The sequence below is a fragment of the Sanguibacter inulinus genome (genome assembly GCF_013415325.1).
Taxonomy (GTDB): Bacteria; Actinomycetota; Actinomycetes; order Actinomycetales; family Cellulomonadaceae; genus Sanguibacter; species Sanguibacter inulinus.
On sequence record NZ_JACBYE010000049.1, the window covers coordinates 13,336 to 28,650 of the forward strand.

The following is a 15,315-nucleotide window of genomic DNA, read 5'->3' on the forward strand; positions in this document are numbered from 1 at the left end:
GGGCGCAGGGCGAGCCTCTGGCGCCAGGTTCTACATCGTTGTAGAGAGATCATGCACCAGCACTCTGAGAGCGTCAACAGCGGCGCTCGGCCTCGCCCGTGCGGAGCAGGACCACCCCGCCCGCCCGCGTCCGGAGGTCTTGCCGATCGAGGCGCCGAGGGGTGCCGCTCCCCCGCCAGACAGTTCGGACAGAGCGGACGACTCCACGTCGGGCCGACCGAGAGGGGTCGGCAAAACCGTCCGGGTGGGGTTACTGTGCTCCTTACCCGAGGTTGTACAACGATGAAGAACGGCGGGGCGGAGGTCCCGTGGCCTCCGGACGGCAGCACGAGCAGCACCGGCGCCGCCCGCCGGAGAAGAAGCGACCGAGCAGCGCGCGGCACCGGTGCCGCGCGAGAACGTAGCAACGAAGGAGTGGCTATGAACGACTGGGCGATCCCAGACCGACGGAGCCCGGGCACACCGCCCAGCAGGTTCCGGTCCGGACGAGGAACCGCGAGCGAGGCCGACGGCTTCTCCCGACGCTCCTTCCTGCGCGGCGGGGCCTTCCTCGCCGGGGGCACGGCGCTCATGGCTCTCGGCGGCTGCGGAGCCGTCGCCCGCCCGCAAGAACAGCTGAGCTTCTGGCACCTGCTGACAGGCAGCGACGGCCGGACCCTCACGACCATGATCGACGAGTTCACCGCGGCGAACACCGACGTGAAGGTCCGTCAGACGATCCTCGGCTGGGGCTCCCCGTACTACACCAAGCTCGCGATGGCCTCGGCCGGTGGACGCGCCCCGGACATCGCCGTGATGCACAGCGCACGGGTCCCCGGCTACGCACCCGGCGGTCTGCTCGACGCCTGGGACGCCGACCTCCTCGCCGACCTCGGCGTCTCGGCCGAGACAGTGCCCGAGCTCGTGTGGAAGAAGGGTCTCAACGGCGACCGCGTCCTCTCGGTCGCGATGGACACCCACCCCTTCGTCCTCTACTACGACAAGACGGCCGCGAGCACCGCAGGAGTCCTCGACGCGCGCGGTCTCATCACCGGCGCCGACTCCCCCGAGGGCTTCCGCGACGTCGCGCTCGCGATGGCCGAGGTGACCGGTGGCCACGGGCTGGCGTACGGCTTCCTCAACGACCCGTCGAACATGTGGCGCATGTTCTACACCTGGTACAAGCAGACCGGCGCCGAGATGTCCTTCCCCGAGGGCGGAACGGTCCAGTACGACCGCGACGCCGCGATGACGTCGCTCGAGTGGATCGTCTCGCTCCTCGACGACGAGGTCGCCTCGAGCAGCAACGACGGCGGCACCGCGATCTCCGAGTTCGCCACAGGCCGGACCGGGATGTTCCTCGGTGGCGTGTGGGAGATCGGCACCTTCAAGGAGAACGACATCGACCTGGGCATGCAGGTGATCCCCACGGTCTTCGACAACCCTGTCGCCTTCTGCGACTCGCACTCCTTCGTCCTGCCGCACCAGAGCTCGCCCGACGCGTGGAAGCGTGAGAAGTCGCACGAGTTCGTCGCCGACCTCCTCAAGTCCTCGCTCCAGTGGGCCGAGGCCGGTCACATCCCCGCGTACACCCCGGTGCTCGAGTCGCCGGCGTACCAGGAGCTCGTCCCCCAGCGCGACTACGCCGACGCCGTCGACTACGTCGTCTACGACCCGGAGGCCTGGTTCAGCGGGTCGGGGTCCGACCTGCACCGCCACTTCGGGGACGCCATGCAGAGCGTCTACATGGGGAGCGTGAAGCCCGCCGACGGGCTCGACGCCTTCGTGGACCGCATCAACACGCTGATGTCCCGGCCGAGCCCGGTCTGACCGACGAGAGGGACGAGGAAGTCTCATCATGACCACACCTGACCTGAAGGGGCGCACAGACGCGCCCCCCACCCCCGCGGCGACAGCCGCCGCATCGCGCTCGCTGAGCGCACGCCGACGCTCGGACACCATCCGCGGCTGGATGTACATGGCGCCGTTCGCGATCGCCTTCGTGCTGTTCCTCGTCTGGCCGACCATCTCCGGCTTCTACATGAGCTTCACGGCCCGCAGCCTCACCGGCGCGGGCTCCGAGCTCGTCGGCCTGGCCAACTACTCCGAGGCCTTCGGCGACTCCGAGATGTGGAAGTCGCTGTGGAACACCGTCGTGTTCACGGTCCTGAGCACCATCCCGCTCGTCGTCGTGGCCCTCCTGCTCGCGACCCTGGTCAACATGAACCTCAAGGGCCAGTGGGTCTGGCGGCTGTCGTTCTTCATGCCGTTCCTGCTCGCCTCGACAGTCGTCTCGCAGTTCTGGCTGTGGATGTACAACCCCCAGCTCGGCCTCGTCAACGAGGTCCTCGGCTGGGTCGGCATCGAGCCCAAGGCCTGGCTGCAGGACCCCTCGACGGCCATGATGTCCGTCGTCGTCACGACCGTCTGGTGGACCGTCGGCTTCAACTTCTTGCTCTACCTGTCGGCGCTCCAGAACATCCCTGACCACCAGTACGAGGCCGCAGGCCTCGACGGCGCGAGCACCACGCGCCAGTTCTTCTCGATCACCCTGCCGCAGCTCGGCCCGACCACGGTCCTCGTGTCGATCCTCCAGCTGCTCGCCTCGCTCAAGGTCTTCGACCAGATCTACCAGATGACCGGCGGTGGCCCTGGAGGCGCGACCCGGCCCATCCTCCAGTACGTCTACGAGGTCGGCTTCACCGGGTACCGCCTCGGCTACGCCTCGGCGATCTCGTACATCTTCTTCTTCCTCATCGTCGTCGTGTCCGTGGTCAACATCGTCGTCATCAACCGCAGAGGAGCACGGTCGTGACTGCTCAGACTCTCGAACGCACACCTGTCGCCCCTGTGCGCGGCGCCACCAAGAAGCCGCGGCGGAAGCCGCGCGCAGGCCGGATCGTCTCCTACGTCGTCATCGCCGTGCTGGCCTTCGGCTGGCTCGTGCCCGTCCTGTGGGCCGTGATGACCTCCCTCAAGACCGAGTCCGAGGCCGCTGCCGCACCGATCACGATCGTCCCCGAGAGCGGGTTCACCCTCGACGCCTACGCCCGGGTGCTCTCGTCCAGCCAGGTGCCGCGGTGGGCCCTCAACAGCCTCATCACGGCGACGGCCGTCACGCTCATCACCCTGGTCATCAGCGCCCTGGCTGGCTATGCGCTCTCCAGGCTCGACTTCAAGGGCAAGAAGATCGCCCTCGCCGTGATCATCGGCTCGATCATGGTCCCCGGGCAGATCCTCATCGTCCCGCTGTTCCAGCAGATGCTCGACTTCGACCTCGTCGACACGTACTGGGGCGTGATCCTGCCGCAGATCGTCGCGGCACCGATGGTGTTCATCCTCAAGAAGTTCTTCGACCAGATCCCGCGCGAGCTCGAAGAGGCCGCGCTCGTCGACGGCGCGAGCCGGTTGCGCATCCTGCGGCAGATCATCGTGCCGCTGTCCCGCCCGATCCTCGCCGCGGTGTCGATCTTCGTGTTCATCGGCGCGTGGAACAACTTCTTGTGGCCGTTCATCGTCATCAACGACTCGGACCTCATGACGCTCCCTGTCGGCCTGCAGACCGTCGTGAGCGCCTACGGCATCCAGTACGCGCAGAACATGGCGCAGGCCGTGCTCGCCGCCCTACCGCTGATCGTCGCGTTCCTGTTCTTCCAGCGACAGATCATCAAGGGCATCTCGACGACCGGGATCGCCGGCCAGTAGACGACCAGCACCACGGACCGACGGCGGCCGTGCCAGCACCCAGGTGCTGGCACGGCCGCCGTGCTGTGTCAGCGTCTGCTGTGCCACCGTCGCGCTGTGCCACCACTGTGCTGCGCAGCGGTGCTGCTGCAGGTCAGCCGCGCCCCGCGGCGGCATCCACCTGGGCCAGCAGGGCGAGGACGTGGTCGGTGAGCACCCCGGCAGCCTCGGCGTCGTAGGACTCGTGCCCGGGGTCCGCGAACAGGTGGGCGCTACCCGGCAGCAGCACGAGCTCGGCGTCCGGGCTCGCGTCGACGAGCTGACGGGCTGCGTCGATGTCGCCCTCGTCCACGAAGAAGGGGTCTGCCTCGGTCGCGACCACCCTGACGGGCACCCCCGCAGGCCACTCCTCGCCGAACTCGCTCACCGGCAGGCACGCACTCACCAGCACGGCGCCACCCGCCCCCGGGGTCGTCTGCGCGAGCCGCTGGGCCGGCACCACCCCGAGCGAGAAGCCGATGTAGACGGCGCCGGGCGGTGTGCCCTCGGCGGCCTCAGCGCCGCGTCGCATGATCGTGCCGAAGCCGATCTCCGAGGCGTGGGCGACACCCGCGTCGATGTCGTCGAAGAGCCTGCCCTCGAACAGGTCGGGGGTCCGCACGTCGTGCCCTGCGGCGCGGAGCAGCTCCGCGAAGGTCTGGACACCGGGGGTCAGCCCCAGCGCGTGGTGGAACAGCAGCACGTCAGCCATGACGCTCCTCGTCTCGGTCGGCAGGGTCCGCGGGCGGTCGTCGTCCACGCGTCCAGCCCACTCTCCACGCCGCAGGCCCGACAGTCCAGAGGGGGTGCTCCGGCGACGCACCGTCCCCTACGCCCTGGGGAGGTCAGGCGCGTCAGAGCGTCCGGGCTCGCAGGTCCGAGCCTGCGCCCGCGCGACCCGTCGACTCACGCACGACGATCTCGAAGCCCGCGACCACCGACGTCGGCGTCCACCCCTCGCCGCGTGCGGCGATCCGGGCCTGGAGCAGCTGGACCGCCGTCGTGGCGATCTCCTCGCGGCCCGGCGAGACCGACGACATCGGCGGCGAGGCGTAGCGGGCCTCGTCGATGTCGTCGAAGCCGATCACGGCGACCTCGTCGGGGACCGAGACCCGGCGCACGTGCAGGGCGTGCATCGCGCCGAGCGCGAGGGCGTCGTTGAGGCCGAAGACGGCGTCGATCTCCGTGCCCGAGTCGAGCAGCCTGTGCATGGCCTCGGCGCCGTCGGCTCGGTGCCACAGACCAGCCTCGCCGATGAGCGCAGGGTCGGGGGCGATCCCGGCGTCCTCGAGGGCCTGGAGGTACCCCTGCGTGCGGAGGGCGGCCGTGCCGACCTGCTCGCCGAGGTGCGCCCCGATCATCGCGATCCTGCGCCGTCCCTGGCTGATCAGGTGCGCCGTCGCGGCACGCGCAGCCTCGACGTTGTGCATCGTCACGTGGTCGTGGCCGGAGCCGAACATGCGCTCGCCGAGCAGGACCATCGGGAAGTCCACGTCGAAGGCCGCGCGGTCTTCGGGCCCGAGGTCGAGCGGGGAGAAGATCACCCCGTCGGTGAGGTGCTTGCGCTTGCCGGACAGCAGCTCGAGCTCGCGCTCACGGACCGCGCCGGTCTGCTCGATGAGCACCGTGAGGCCCACGGCCTCGGCGGCCCGGATGACGGAGTCGGCGAGCTCGGCGAAGTACGGGAGGCTGAGCTCGGGGACCGCCAGGCAGATCATGCCCGTGCGCCCCGAGCGCAGGTTCCGCGCCGAGACGTTCATCTGGTAGTCGAGCTCTTTGATGGCCGCGAGCACCCTGTCGCGCGTCGTGTCGCGGATGTACGGGTACCCGTTGACGACGTTGGACACGGTCTTGATCGACACGCCCGCGAGCTGGGCGACGTCGTGCATCGTCGTTGACATCCGCTGGACCACAGCCCCTTCTCCACCCCGGTCAGGTGCGGCGGCAGCGCCTACCTCCGGGAACGACTCGGGCCCGGTCGAAACCGGGCCCGGACGAGACTACTTCTTGTTACGACGCTGGTGGCGCGTCTTGCGAAGCAGCTTGCGGTGCTTCTTCTTGGCCATACGCTTGCGGCGCTTCTTGATGACGGAGCCCATGGGTCCTCGCAATGTTGATCGGGTCTGCTCGCGCAGCACGCCGTAGAACCGCTCAGAGCCTCTGCCCGGCCGCTGGCCGGAAGACTAGGAGAGGTACATGCGACGCCCACGCTCGGGAAAGTCCTGCACTAGCCTACCTTCTTCGGGAGGCTCGACGCGACGCGGTGGTCTGACCACAGCGCAGCAGCGGTCAGGAGGACAGCTGGTCGCCCTCGATCACCGAGGTCGACAGGTAGGTCGTGAGGGCGTCCTGCGGCACCCGGAACGACTTTCCGACGCGCACGGCGGGCAGCTCGCCCGAGTGCACGAGGCGGTAGACGGTCATCTTCGACACCCGCATCGCGTCGGCCACCTCGGCGACGGTCAGGAACTGAACGCGCGGTGCTTCAGAGCTCATCGTGTGAACCTTCGTGTCGCGACCCTCGAGGGGCCGTGCGGTGTGCCGCTGGAGGCGGCACGTCAGGGTGGTCGTCCTCGGCCCACGACGTCTGACGTGTGGCCCGTGTGACACCTGAGGCTCACGTGACGTTCGCCCTGGCCACACCTTAGAGGCTGGGAGGCGCGGAGGAAAGGTGGAAACTCTGCCCCCGCGCCGCTTTCGTCGCGTTGCTCCTCAGACGTCCAGGCTGACGTCGAGACCGAGCAGCGGGAAGGTGGCCTGACGGGTCGCGCGGATGGCCCTGTCGACCTCCTGCTCGGGGTCGTAGCCCTGCGCCCACGGGCTGAAGCCGACCTCGCCCTCCCGGTCGCACATGACCTCCGGGGCGCTGTGGCCGAGCACGTCCTCGACGTGCGTCCGCCAGGCGGCGGGGACCGGGGTGGTCGGCGGCACGGGGCGGTGCTGGGCGATCGCGAGGACGTGGCACCACGCGACCGGGACCACCTCGACGATCGCGTACCCGCCCCCGCCGAGAGCGACCCAGCGGCCGTCACTCAGCTCATGAGCCAGGTCGTGCACCCAGGCGGCCGCCTGGCGCTGCGCGTCGACGGCCACGTCGAGGTCGCTCAGCGCGTCGTGCCCGTGGGCGTCGCAGCCGTGCTGGGAGACGATCACCTCAGGCCTGAAGGCACGCAGGGCCTCGGGGACCACGGCGTCGACCGCGCGCAGCCACTGCGACCCGCTCGTCCGCGGCGGGAGCGCGACGTTCACAGCTCCCCCGGGCGCGCCGTGACCCCCGGTGTCCGTCGCGTGCCCGGTGCCGGGGAACAGCGTGGCCCCGCTCTGGTGCACCGAGACCGTCAGCACCCGGCTGTCGTCCCAGAACGCTGCCTCGACCCCGTCTCCGTGGTGCGCGTCGAGGTCGACGTACGCGACCCGCTCGGCGCCGTCGTCGAGCAGGGCCTGGATCGCGACCGCGGCGTCGTTGTAGACGCAGAACCCTGAGGCTGCGCCCGGCATCGCGTGGTGCATGCCACCGGCGATGCTCACCCCGTGGCGTGTCTGGCCGCGCCACACCGACAGCGCGACGGCGACGGTCCCGGCGACGATCCGCGCGGCCGAGTCGTCCATCCCCGGGAAGATCGGGTCGTCCTCGGTCCCCAGACCACGGCTCTCGTCCTCGACCCCGCGGCCCGCGGCGTGCACGGCTGCGACGTAGGCGGGGTCGTGCACCGTCGACAGGAGGGCGTCCGACGCGATGCCCGCGTCGACCAGGCGCACGTCGTCGGGATCGATCAGCCCGAGCTCACGCGCCAGGCGCAGGGTGAGGTCGAGGCGCAGGGGGGACATCGGGTGTCCAGGGCCGAAGTCGTGCAGCGCGAGCTCTGGGCTCCACGCGACGTCCGTCGTGTCCGGGCTGTCCGCGCGGTCCGGGCTGAAGGGCATGGTCCACGGTAGCGCGCCCACCCTCGCTCGGGCCCTTCTCGTGGCACAGTTCGGTGGTACGTGTCTATCTCGACGCAGGGAGCAGTCATGGCATCCGGGTTCTCGGGACGCCTCTGGGCAGGCCGCGAGCTGGTCGACCGCATGGCCCGCCAGTCCCCCGCCCGCCTCGCCCTCACGGTGTTCGCCGCGGTCATCGCCGTCTTCACAGGGCTCCTGTCGACGCCCTTCGCGACGACCTCCGGGGTCCGCGCCCCGTTCGTCGACGCCCTCTTCACAGCCACCTCTGCGGTGTGCGTGACGGGCCTCGTGACGGTCCCCACGGGGACGTACTGGTCGACCTTCGGGCAGGCCGTCATCCTCGTGGCCATCAAGGTCGGCGGGCTCGGCGTCATGACGCTGGCCTCGCTGCTCGGCATGGCCGTCTCGCGCCGCATCGGGCTCACGCAGAAGCTGCTCACGGCCTCCGAGACCAAGACCACCCGGCTCGGCGAGGTCGGGTCGCTGATCCGCGTCGTCATCATCACCTCGACCACGATCGAGGTGGCGCTCGCGCTCCTGCTGGTGCCCCGCTTCATCGTGCTGCGCGAGACCGTCGGCGAGGCCGTGTGGCACGGCATCTTCTACGCGGTGTCGGTCTTCAACAACGCCGGGTTCATCCCGACCGAGGAGGGCCTGGCCCCGCACTCGGGCGACTGGCTGCTGCTCCTGCCGATCATCGTCGGCGCGTTCATCGGGGCGCTCGGGTTCCCGGTGATCCTCAACGTCGCCCGGAACCGCCGTCAGTTCCGCCGGTGGAGCCTGCACGCCAAGCTCACCGTCGTCACCTCGGGGCTGCTCGTGGTCGCAGGGTCCCTCATGTTCGTCCTGCTCGAGTGGACGAACCCCGGGACCTTCGGTCGCATGCCCGTCGGCGAGAAGCTGCTGTCGGGCCTCTTCATGGGGGTCATGCCGCGGTCCGCGGGCTTCTCGACGGTCGACATCGGGCAGATGCACGAGGCCAGCTGGCTCGTCACCGACTCCCTCATGTTCGTCGGAGGCGGTTCGGCCTCGACCGCGGGCGGCATCAAGGTGACGACCCTCGCCGTGATGATGATCGCGATCGTCGCCGAGGCCCGCGGCGACCGCGACGTCGAGGCCTTCGGCCGGCGCATCCCGCGCGAGACCCTGCGGCTCGCCGTCGCCGTGGTGTTCGTCGGCGCGACAGCTGTGCTCGTGTCGTCGCTGCTGCTCCTCGAGATCACCGGCTGGTCGCTCGACGTGGTCTTGTTCGAGGTGATCTCCGCCTTCGCGACGGTCGGTCTGACGACAGGCGTGACGCACGAGCTCCCCGAGGCCGGGAAGTACGTGCTCGTCGCCTTGATGTTCATCGGCCGTACCGGCACCATGACCTTTGCTGCAGCTCTTGCGCTGCGCGACCGCCGCCGGGTCATCCGGCTGCCCGAGGAGAGGCCGATCATTGGTTGACAGCACTGCCGGACGCGTGGACCGCGCCGCGAAGGCGTCGAAGTCCGACGCCGGCGTCCTCGTCGTCGGCCTCGGCCGCTTCGGCTCCGCGATGGCCATGACCCTAGACAGGCTGGGGCAGGACGTGCTCGCCGTCGAGAGGTCTCCTCAGCTGGTCGCGCACTTCTCCGACCGCCTGCCGATCGTCGAGGCGGACGCGACGAGCCCCGAGGCTCTCGAGCAGCTCGGCGCGCGCGACTTCTCGGTCGCGGTCGTCGGGGTCGGGACCTCCCTCGAGGCGAGCGTGCTCATCACCGGCAACCTCGTCGACCTGGGGACCGCGCAGATCTGGGCGAAGGCGATCTCGGCCGAGCACGGGCGCATCCTCCAGCGCATCGGGGCGCACCACGTCGTCTTCCCCGAGGCCGACGCGGGCAACCGGGTCGCGCACCTCGTGTCCGGCAAGCTGCTCGACTACATCGAGGTCGAAGACGGGTTCACGATCGTCAAGATGCGTCCCCCGCGCGAGACGCAGGGCTTCACGATCGCGCAGTCGAAGGTCCGCGAACGGTACGGCGTGACGATCATCGGGGTGAAGTCGCCCGGGCAGGAGTTCGTCTACGCCGAGCCGCAGACCCGGATCGCCGCCACAGACCTGCTCGTGGTCTCGGGTCACTCTGATCTCCTCGAGAGATTCGCAGCGCGCCCCTGACGGGTGGAAGACCACCACTCAGCACCACATTCCCTGCACGGTAGATCCTCCGCTCCACCACCTATCTCCCTGCTTCTTCGCAGCCAGCACTGGCACGCTCGAGGCATTGTTGCGGAGCCCTGCGCCCGCACCCCTCGAGGAGATGCCGACCCCGATGCTCGACCGACTACCCCCGTTGCCGTCGCGCCTGCGGTTCACCCCGGACCTCAGCACGAGGTCCGTCCTGAGCCTGCCCGTGCGCGAGGCCGTCGCAGCCGCCGAGGGCCGCACGGGATGGATGTCCCGCCTGGGGGCCTACAGGCCCGCAGAGCCCCCGTCACGCCCCTGGACGGGGCCTGCTGAGCCGGAGCACGCGCCTTCGGCGGAACGTCGCCGTGACGGTGCGGGGTGCTCTCCGTGCAGCTGTGGGCGTGCGCCCCAGGCCGGGGACCACCTAGGCCGCCGGGACGGCTGAGCCGCTCGCGCCAGTCTGCCGACGGAGCTGAGGCAAGCTGACGACGACGCCGCGACGCTCAGTGGCGTCGACGGGGCATCGTCCGGCCAGCGTCGGGGCACAGACGGGGGACGTCGACCGGGAGCACTGGCCCAGAGAAGACAAGACCGCCGTCGCCCTCGGTCTGCGCCCCCTGCGGCGCTCGTCGAGGACGACGGCGGGTCTGAGCTCGGGACGCAGGACGTCCCGAGAGTCTGTGACGGTTCGATCCTAGAGCCCGGGGGCGGTCCGTGCAGTGCGGTGGCTGTGGACTGCCCCTGGGCTCAGGTGCTGGTCAGGGGGTCAGAAGCCCTGCGCGAGCCTGTAGTACGCCTGGTTCCAGCGGAGCTCCTGGGCGAAGCCGCGCGACGTGGTCGTCTCGTCGATGGTCGCGAGCTCGGTGCGCGCCATGTCGGAGAAGTCCTGGAAGGCCTCGAGGCCCACAGCCGTGCTCATCACGGTGTGGTGCGCGGCGCCGGCGATCAGCCAGGCCTCCGCTGAGACCGCGAAGCTCGGCTGCGGCTTCCACACGGCGCGGGCGACGGGCAGGTTCGGCAGCTCGTGGCCGGGCTCGACGACGTCGACCACGTTGACGGTGAGGCGGAAACGCTCGCGCATGTCCGACATCGCGACCACCACGGCAGGCCCAGGGTCGGTGTCGAAGACCAGGCGGACCGGGTCCTCCTTGCCGCCGATGCCGAGCGGGTGCACCTCGAGCGAGGGCTTGGAGGTGGTGAGCGAGGGACAGACCTCGAGCATGTGCGCCCCGAGGATCTTCTCGTCACCGGGGGTCAGGTCGTAGGTGTAGTCCTCCATGAGGGACGCCCCACCCGGGAGGCCGTAGCCCATGACCTTCGCGGCGCGCACAAGGAGCGCGGTCTTCCAGTCGCCCTCGGCACCGAAGCCGTAGCCCTCGGCCATGAGCCGCTGGACGGCGAGCCCGGGGAGCTGGCGCAGTGCGCCGAGGTCTTCGAAGTTTGTCGTGAAGGCACCGAAGTCGCCCGCCTCGAGGAAGGACCGCAGCCCGGCCTCCTGGCGCGCGCCGTAGCGCAGCGCGTCGTGCTGCGCCCCGCCTGCACGGAGCTCGGGGGCGACGTCGTAGAGCTCTTCGTACTCGGCGACCAGGGCGTCGATCACCGAGTCCTCGACGGCGTCGACAGCCTCGACGAGGTCGTTGACGCCCCAGGTGTTGACCGAGACGCCGAGGCTGATCTCGGCCTCGGTCTTGTCCCCCTCGGTGACGGCGACGTTGCGCATGTTGTCGCCGAAGCGCGCGAGGCGCAGGTAGCGGACAGCGTCGAAGCCGGCGGCAGCACGCGACCAGGTGGCGATCTTCGCGATCACGGCCGGGTTGGAGACGTGCCCGACGACGGTCTTGCGCGGGACGCCCATGCGCGTCTGGATGTACCCGAACTCCCGGTCGCCGTGCGCGGCCTGGTTGAGGTTCATGAAGTCCATGTCGATGTCCGCCCAGGGCAGCTCGACGTTGGCCTGCGTGTGCAGGTGCAGCAGCGGGGTGTCGAGGGCGTCGAGACCGCGGATCCACATCTTGGCGGGCGAGAAGGTGTGCATCCAGGCGACGAGGCCGATGCACGCCGGGTCGGCGTTGGCCTCGAGGGCCGTCCGCTTGATCGACTCGGAGTCCTTGAGCACGGGCTTCCACACGACGCGGATCGGCACCTCGCCGGCCTCGTCGATGGCCGCGGCGATCGCCTGCGACTGCTCGGCGACCTGCTGGAGGGTCTCTTCTCCGTAGAGCCCCTGCGACCCGGTCAGGAACCAGATCTCTTTGCCCTCGAACGGGTTCTTCATGGTGTGTCCTCACTCCGGCGGGGTGTGCCGGTAGGCGACGCGGCACGGGGCCGCTGTCATGGGTGGTGTGACGTGCTGTGCGCTCGGGGCAGGTCAGCGTCCGTAGACGTTCTGATACCTGTCGTAGAGCGAGTCGATCTGCTCCTGCGGGATGCGGGTGGGCTCGCCGAGCTGCCGCGAGATGTGCACCGTGCGGGCGACCTCTTCGACCATGACGGCGGCCTTGACCGCAGCCTTCGCGTCGGCACCGATCGTGAAGGGCCCGTGGTTGCGCATGAGGACCGCCGGGGACCGGCTGCCGGAGAGCGTCTCGACGATCCCCTGGCCGATCGAGTCGTCGCCGATGAGGGCGAAGGGACCGACCGGGACGTCACCGCCGAACTCGTCGGCCATCATCGTCAGGACGCAGGGGACGGCCTCACCGCGGGCCGCCCAGGCGGTCGCGTAGGTCGAGTGGGTGTGCACCACGCCCCCGACCTGCGGCATGTGCCTGTACACGTAGGCGTGGGCCGCGGTGTCCGACGACGGCGACCGCGTCCCGTCGACGAGCTCGCCGTCGAGGGTGCAGACCACCATCGACTCCGGGGTGAGCTCGTCGTAGGTCACCCCCGACGGCTTGATGACGAAGAGGTCGGCCGTGGTGAGCCTCTGCGAGACGTTTCCCGCGGTCCACACGACCAGCTCCCAGCGCGGGAGCTCGGCGTGCAGGCGCGCGACGACCTCACGGACACGGGCCACCTCCTCGCGGACCTCGTCGGAATATCCTGCGAGGCCAGGAGCCTGGGCGGCGCTCACGCGTCGGCCCCGGCGGTCTTGCTGCTGGTCTGCTCGGCGCCGTCGTGCGCTGAGCCGGTCTGCGCGGCCGAGGCCGGGGCGCTCTTGGCGGCACGGCGGATGTCCTTGAGACGGTGCATGACCTCGTTGGCCCCACGGCCGAAGTAGTCGTGGAGGGCCGTGTACTCGGCGAAGAGCGCGTCGTAGCGGACGGCGTTCTCCTCGATCGGCAGGTACGCGGCGACTGTGCGCTTGCCCATCACCTGGGCCGCGGCACGGACGTCGGGGTAGGCACCGGCAGCGACTGCTGCGTGGATGGCCGAGCCGAGCGCGGGTCCCTGGTCCGAGGCGATCGTCGACAGCGGCAGGCGCGTGACGTCAGCGTAGATCTGCATGAGCAGCGTGTTCTTCAGCAGCCCACCGGCCACGACGAGCTCGGTCACGGGGACGCCCGAGCCCTGGAAGGCCTCGACGATCGTCCGGGTGCCGAAGGCTGTCGCCTCGAGGAGCGCACGGTAGGTGTCCTCCGGGGTGGTCGCGAGCGTCTGGCCGACGACCACTCCCGAGAGCTCGTGGTCGACGAGGACAGAACGGTTGCCCGAGTGCCAGTCGAGGGCGATCAGGCCGTGCTCGCCGATCTGCTGCGGGCGGGCCAGCTCGGTGAGGTGCTCGTGGACCGAGCGACCGGCTGCAGCAGCGGCCTCGACGTAGGCCGGCGGCACGGCGCTCTTGACGAACCAGCCGAAGATGTCACCGACACCGGACTGACCCGCTTCGTAGCCCCAGAGGCCGTCGACGATCCCACCCTCGACGACCCCGCACATGCCGGGGACCGAGTGCAGCTCTTCGCCGTTCATCACGTGGCAGGTGGACGTCCCCATGATCGCGGTCATCTGACCAGGCTCGACGGCGTTGGCTGCCGGGGCCGTGACGTGGGCGTCGACGTTGCCGACAGCGACGGCGATGCCCTCGGGCAGACCGGTCCAGCCGGCCGCCTCGGCGGAGAGACGACCTGCCGCGGCTCCGAGCTGTCCGATGGTGTGCTCGACCTTGTCGGAGACGAAGGAGCCGAAGTCGGGGTTGAGCGCCGAGAGGAACTCCTCGGAGGGGTACTGACCGTCCTGGTAGATGCCCTTGTACCCGGCTGTGCAGGCGTTGCGGACGTAGTCCCCGCTGAGCTGCCACACGATCCAGTCAGCAGCCTCGACCCAGTGGTCCATGCGGTCGTAGACCTCGCGGTCCTCCTCGAGGATCTCGAGCCCCTTGGCGAACTCCCACTCGGAGGAGATGAGTCCGCCGTAGCGGGAGATCCAGGACTCGCCGCGGCTGTGCGCGAGCTCGTTGATACGGTCCGCCTGGCCCTGCGCGGCGTGGTGACGCCACAGCTTCACATAGGCGTGGGGACGGTCGCCGAGCCCGTCGAGCTCGCAGAGCGGCGTGCCGTCGGCGGTCGTGGGGACCATGGTGCAGGCAGTGAAGTCTGTGCCGATGCCGATGATGTCGGCGACGTCGATCCCGTGGTCCGCCTGAGCCTGCGCGATGGCAGCAGGGACGGCGACCTTGAGGACGTCGACGTAGTCCTGAGGGACCTGCAGCGCCCAGTCGGGTGCGAGAGAGACGGGTGTGCCGGCCTCCCAGGCAGGGCCCGTGGTGAGCTGGCGGTCCATCACCGCGTGCGGGTACTCGTGCACCCCGGTGCCCAGCTCGGCTCCGTCGTGCACGCGCACGACGACAGCACGGCCAGAGAGAGTTCCGTAGTCCACGCCCACGACCAGGGCGCGCTGCGAGTCAGTCATTCGAAGCCTCGTTGCTTGTGAAGACGGCTGGACGACATCGACCACGACCGGACGAGCCACCCGACGTCGGGAGACAGGGGACGGAGCGTACGGGCTCCCGCCCGCCTCCGCGTCGACGAGACCGGGTATCGGACCTGACCCCCTCGACTCAGCTATGTTAACGTTCACAATCGGTGCTGCGCAAGAGCGCGGATCACAGGTTCGACCGTCTGTGGATCTCGCGGTCGACCGGGCCCGACATCCGGCCGCGGGGCCAGGGGGTCACGGGGACACGGCGTCGCGCGGTCTCGGCATCGCGGCGTCAGGGAGTTTCGCGGGCACGGCATCGCGGCACAACGCAGCCACGCAGCCACGCAGCCACGCAGCCACGCAGCCACGCAGCCACGCAGCCACGCAGCCACGCAGCCACGCAGCCACGCAGCCACGCAGCCACGCAGCCACGCAGTCACGCAGTCACGCGATCGATGTTGACGTTGATGCGAGAAACGTCACGCTCGAAGCTCAGAGTATCCGGGTACGACAAGAGCCCACCCCTCGAAAGGGGTGGGCTCTTGTTGAATGGTTGTCCGGCGGCGACCTACTCTCCCACACAGTCTCCCGTGCAGTACCATCGGCGCAGAGGGGCTTAGCTTCCGGGTTCGGAATGGGACCGGGCGTTTCCCCCTCGCTATGACCGCCGT

General features: G+C 69.7%; 13 protein-coding genes and 1 rRNA gene. 5 read left to right on the forward strand and 9 right to left on the reverse strand.

Annotated elements, in window-relative coordinates; genetic code table 11:
• Positions 1-420: 420 nt before the first annotated feature.
• Genes HZZ10_RS15640 through HZZ10_RS15650 form a run of 3 tightly spaced genes read left to right on the forward strand, consistent with a single transcriptional unit; the run spans position 421 to position 3,684 of the window.
• Entirely contained in the window at positions 421-1,809 is a 1,389-nt protein-coding gene (locus tag HZZ10_RS15640; RefSeq protein ID WP_179914198.1) for an extracellular solute-binding protein, read from the forward strand.
• A gap of 28 nt (positions 1,810-1,837) precedes the next feature.
• Positions 1,838-2,794, forward strand: coding sequence for a carbohydrate ABC transporter permease (locus HZZ10_RS15645; RefSeq protein WP_179914199.1), 957 nt, complete (start codon positions 1,838-1,840; stop codon positions 2,792-2,794).
• On the forward strand, positions 2,791-3,684 hold the full coding sequence (locus HZZ10_RS15650) for a carbohydrate ABC transporter permease (protein ID WP_179914200.1): 894 nt from the start codon (positions 2,791-2,793) through the stop codon (positions 3,682-3,684). The genes HZZ10_RS15645 and HZZ10_RS15650 overlap by 4 nt, the downstream gene beginning before the upstream one ends.
• A gap of 133 nt (positions 3,685-3,817) precedes the next feature.
• Here the strand turns inward: HZZ10_RS15650 and HZZ10_RS15655 are convergent, their stop codons facing one another.
• The 5 genes from HZZ10_RS15655 to HZZ10_RS15675 all read right to left on the reverse strand — a co-directional run bounded on the left by HZZ10_RS15655 (position 3,818) and on the right by HZZ10_RS15675 (position 7,626).
• Positions 3,818-4,414 carry a dienelactone hydrolase family protein gene (locus HZZ10_RS15655; RefSeq protein ID WP_179914201.1) on the reverse strand — a complete coding sequence of 199 codons (597 nt, stop codon included), beginning with the start codon at positions 4,412-4,414 and terminating at the stop codon, positions 3,818-3,820.
• Positions 4,415-4,556: 142 nt separating this feature from the next.
• Entirely contained in the window at positions 4,557-5,603 is a 1,047-nt protein-coding gene (locus tag HZZ10_RS15660) for a LacI family DNA-binding transcriptional regulator (protein WP_179914202.1), read from the reverse strand.
• Positions 5,604-5,702: 99 nt separating this feature from the next.
• Positions 5,703-5,801, reverse strand: coding sequence for a 30S ribosomal protein bS22 (locus HZZ10_RS15665; RefSeq protein ID WP_003792170.1), 99 nt, complete (start codon positions 5,799-5,801; stop codon positions 5,703-5,705).
• Between the two features lie 190 nt (positions 5,802-5,991).
• Positions 5,992-6,198 carry a helix-turn-helix domain-containing protein gene (locus HZZ10_RS15670; RefSeq protein WP_056136525.1) on the reverse strand — a complete coding sequence of 69 codons (207 nt, stop codon included), beginning with the start codon at positions 6,196-6,198 and terminating at the stop codon, positions 5,992-5,994.
• A gap of 216 nt (positions 6,199-6,414) precedes the next feature.
• Complete coding sequence (locus tag HZZ10_RS15675) at positions 6,415-7,626, reverse strand: acetoin utilization protein AcuC (RefSeq protein ID WP_179914203.1); 1,212 nt, start codon at positions 7,624-7,626, stop codon at positions 6,415-6,417.
• A gap of 87 nt (positions 7,627-7,713) precedes the next feature.
• Between HZZ10_RS15675 and HZZ10_RS15680 the strand changes: the two genes are divergently transcribed.
• Positions 7,714-9,090 carry a TrkH family potassium uptake protein gene (locus HZZ10_RS15680; RefSeq protein WP_179914204.1) on the forward strand — a complete coding sequence of 459 codons (1,377 nt, stop codon included), beginning with the start codon at positions 7,714-7,716 and terminating at the stop codon, positions 9,088-9,090.
• Positions 9,083-9,781 carry a potassium channel family protein gene (locus tag HZZ10_RS15685; RefSeq protein ID WP_056136520.1) on the forward strand — a complete coding sequence of 233 codons (699 nt, stop codon included), beginning with the start codon at positions 9,083-9,085 and terminating at the stop codon, positions 9,779-9,781. The genes HZZ10_RS15680 and HZZ10_RS15685 overlap by 8 nt, the downstream gene beginning before the upstream one ends.
• A gap of 775 nt (positions 9,782-10,556) precedes the next feature.
• Here HZZ10_RS15685 and araA read toward each other — a convergent pair.
• From araA to rrf, 4 genes are all read right to left on the reverse strand, one after another.
• Complete coding sequence (gene araA, locus HZZ10_RS15690; RefSeq protein ID WP_179914205.1) at positions 10,557-12,065, reverse strand: L-arabinose isomerase; 1,509 nt, start codon at positions 12,063-12,065, stop codon at positions 10,557-10,559.
• Between the two features lie 93 nt (positions 12,066-12,158).
• Positions 12,159-12,860, reverse strand: a complete 702-nt coding sequence (locus HZZ10_RS15695) for an L-ribulose-5-phosphate 4-epimerase (protein WP_179914206.1) — start codon at positions 12,858-12,860, stop codon at positions 12,159-12,161.
• Complete coding sequence (araB, locus tag HZZ10_RS15700; protein WP_179914207.1) at positions 12,857-14,635, reverse strand: ribulokinase; 1,779 nt, start codon at positions 14,633-14,635, stop codon at positions 12,857-12,859. The genes HZZ10_RS15695 and araB overlap by 4 nt, the downstream gene beginning before the upstream one ends.
• A gap of 564 nt (positions 14,636-15,199) precedes the next feature.
• Positions 15,200-15,315 (reverse strand): 5S ribosomal RNA (rrf, locus tag HZZ10_RS15705).

Coding starts and splice junctions, on each gene's coding strand:
- HZZ10_RS15680 (WP_179914204.1), top strand. CDS start 7,714: ATGGCATCCGGGTTCTCGGGACGCCTCTGGGCAGGCCGCGAGCTGGTC.
- araA (WP_179914205.1), bottom strand. CDS start 12,065: ATGAAGAACCCGTTCGAGGGCAAAGAGATCTGGTTCCTGACCGGGTCG.
- araB (WP_179914207.1), bottom strand. CDS start 14,635: ATGACTGACTCGCAGCGCGCCCTGGTCGTGGGCGTGGACTACGGAACT.
- HZZ10_RS15655 (WP_179914201.1), bottom strand. CDS start 4,414: ATGGCTGACGTGCTGCTGTTCCACCACGCGCTGGGGCTGACCCCCGGT.
- HZZ10_RS15645 (WP_179914199.1), top strand. CDS start 1,838: ATGACCACACCTGACCTGAAGGGGCGCACAGACGCGCCCCCCACCCCC.
- HZZ10_RS15670 (WP_056136525.1), bottom strand. CDS start 6,198: ATGAGCTCTGAAGCACCGCGCGTTCAGTTCCTGACCGTCGCCGAGGTG.
- HZZ10_RS15640 (WP_179914198.1), top strand. CDS start 421: ATGAACGACTGGGCGATCCCAGACCGACGGAGCCCGGGCACACCGCCC.
- HZZ10_RS15660 (WP_179914202.1), bottom strand. CDS start 5,603: ATGTCAACGACGATGCACGACGTCGCCCAGCTCGCGGGCGTGTCGATC.
- HZZ10_RS15675 (WP_179914203.1), bottom strand. CDS start 7,626: ATGCCCTTCAGCCCGGACCGCGCGGACAGCCCGGACACGACGGACGTC.
- HZZ10_RS15665 (WP_003792170.1), bottom strand. CDS start 5,801: ATGGGCTCCGTCATCAAGAAGCGCCGCAAGCGTATGGCCAAGAAGAAG.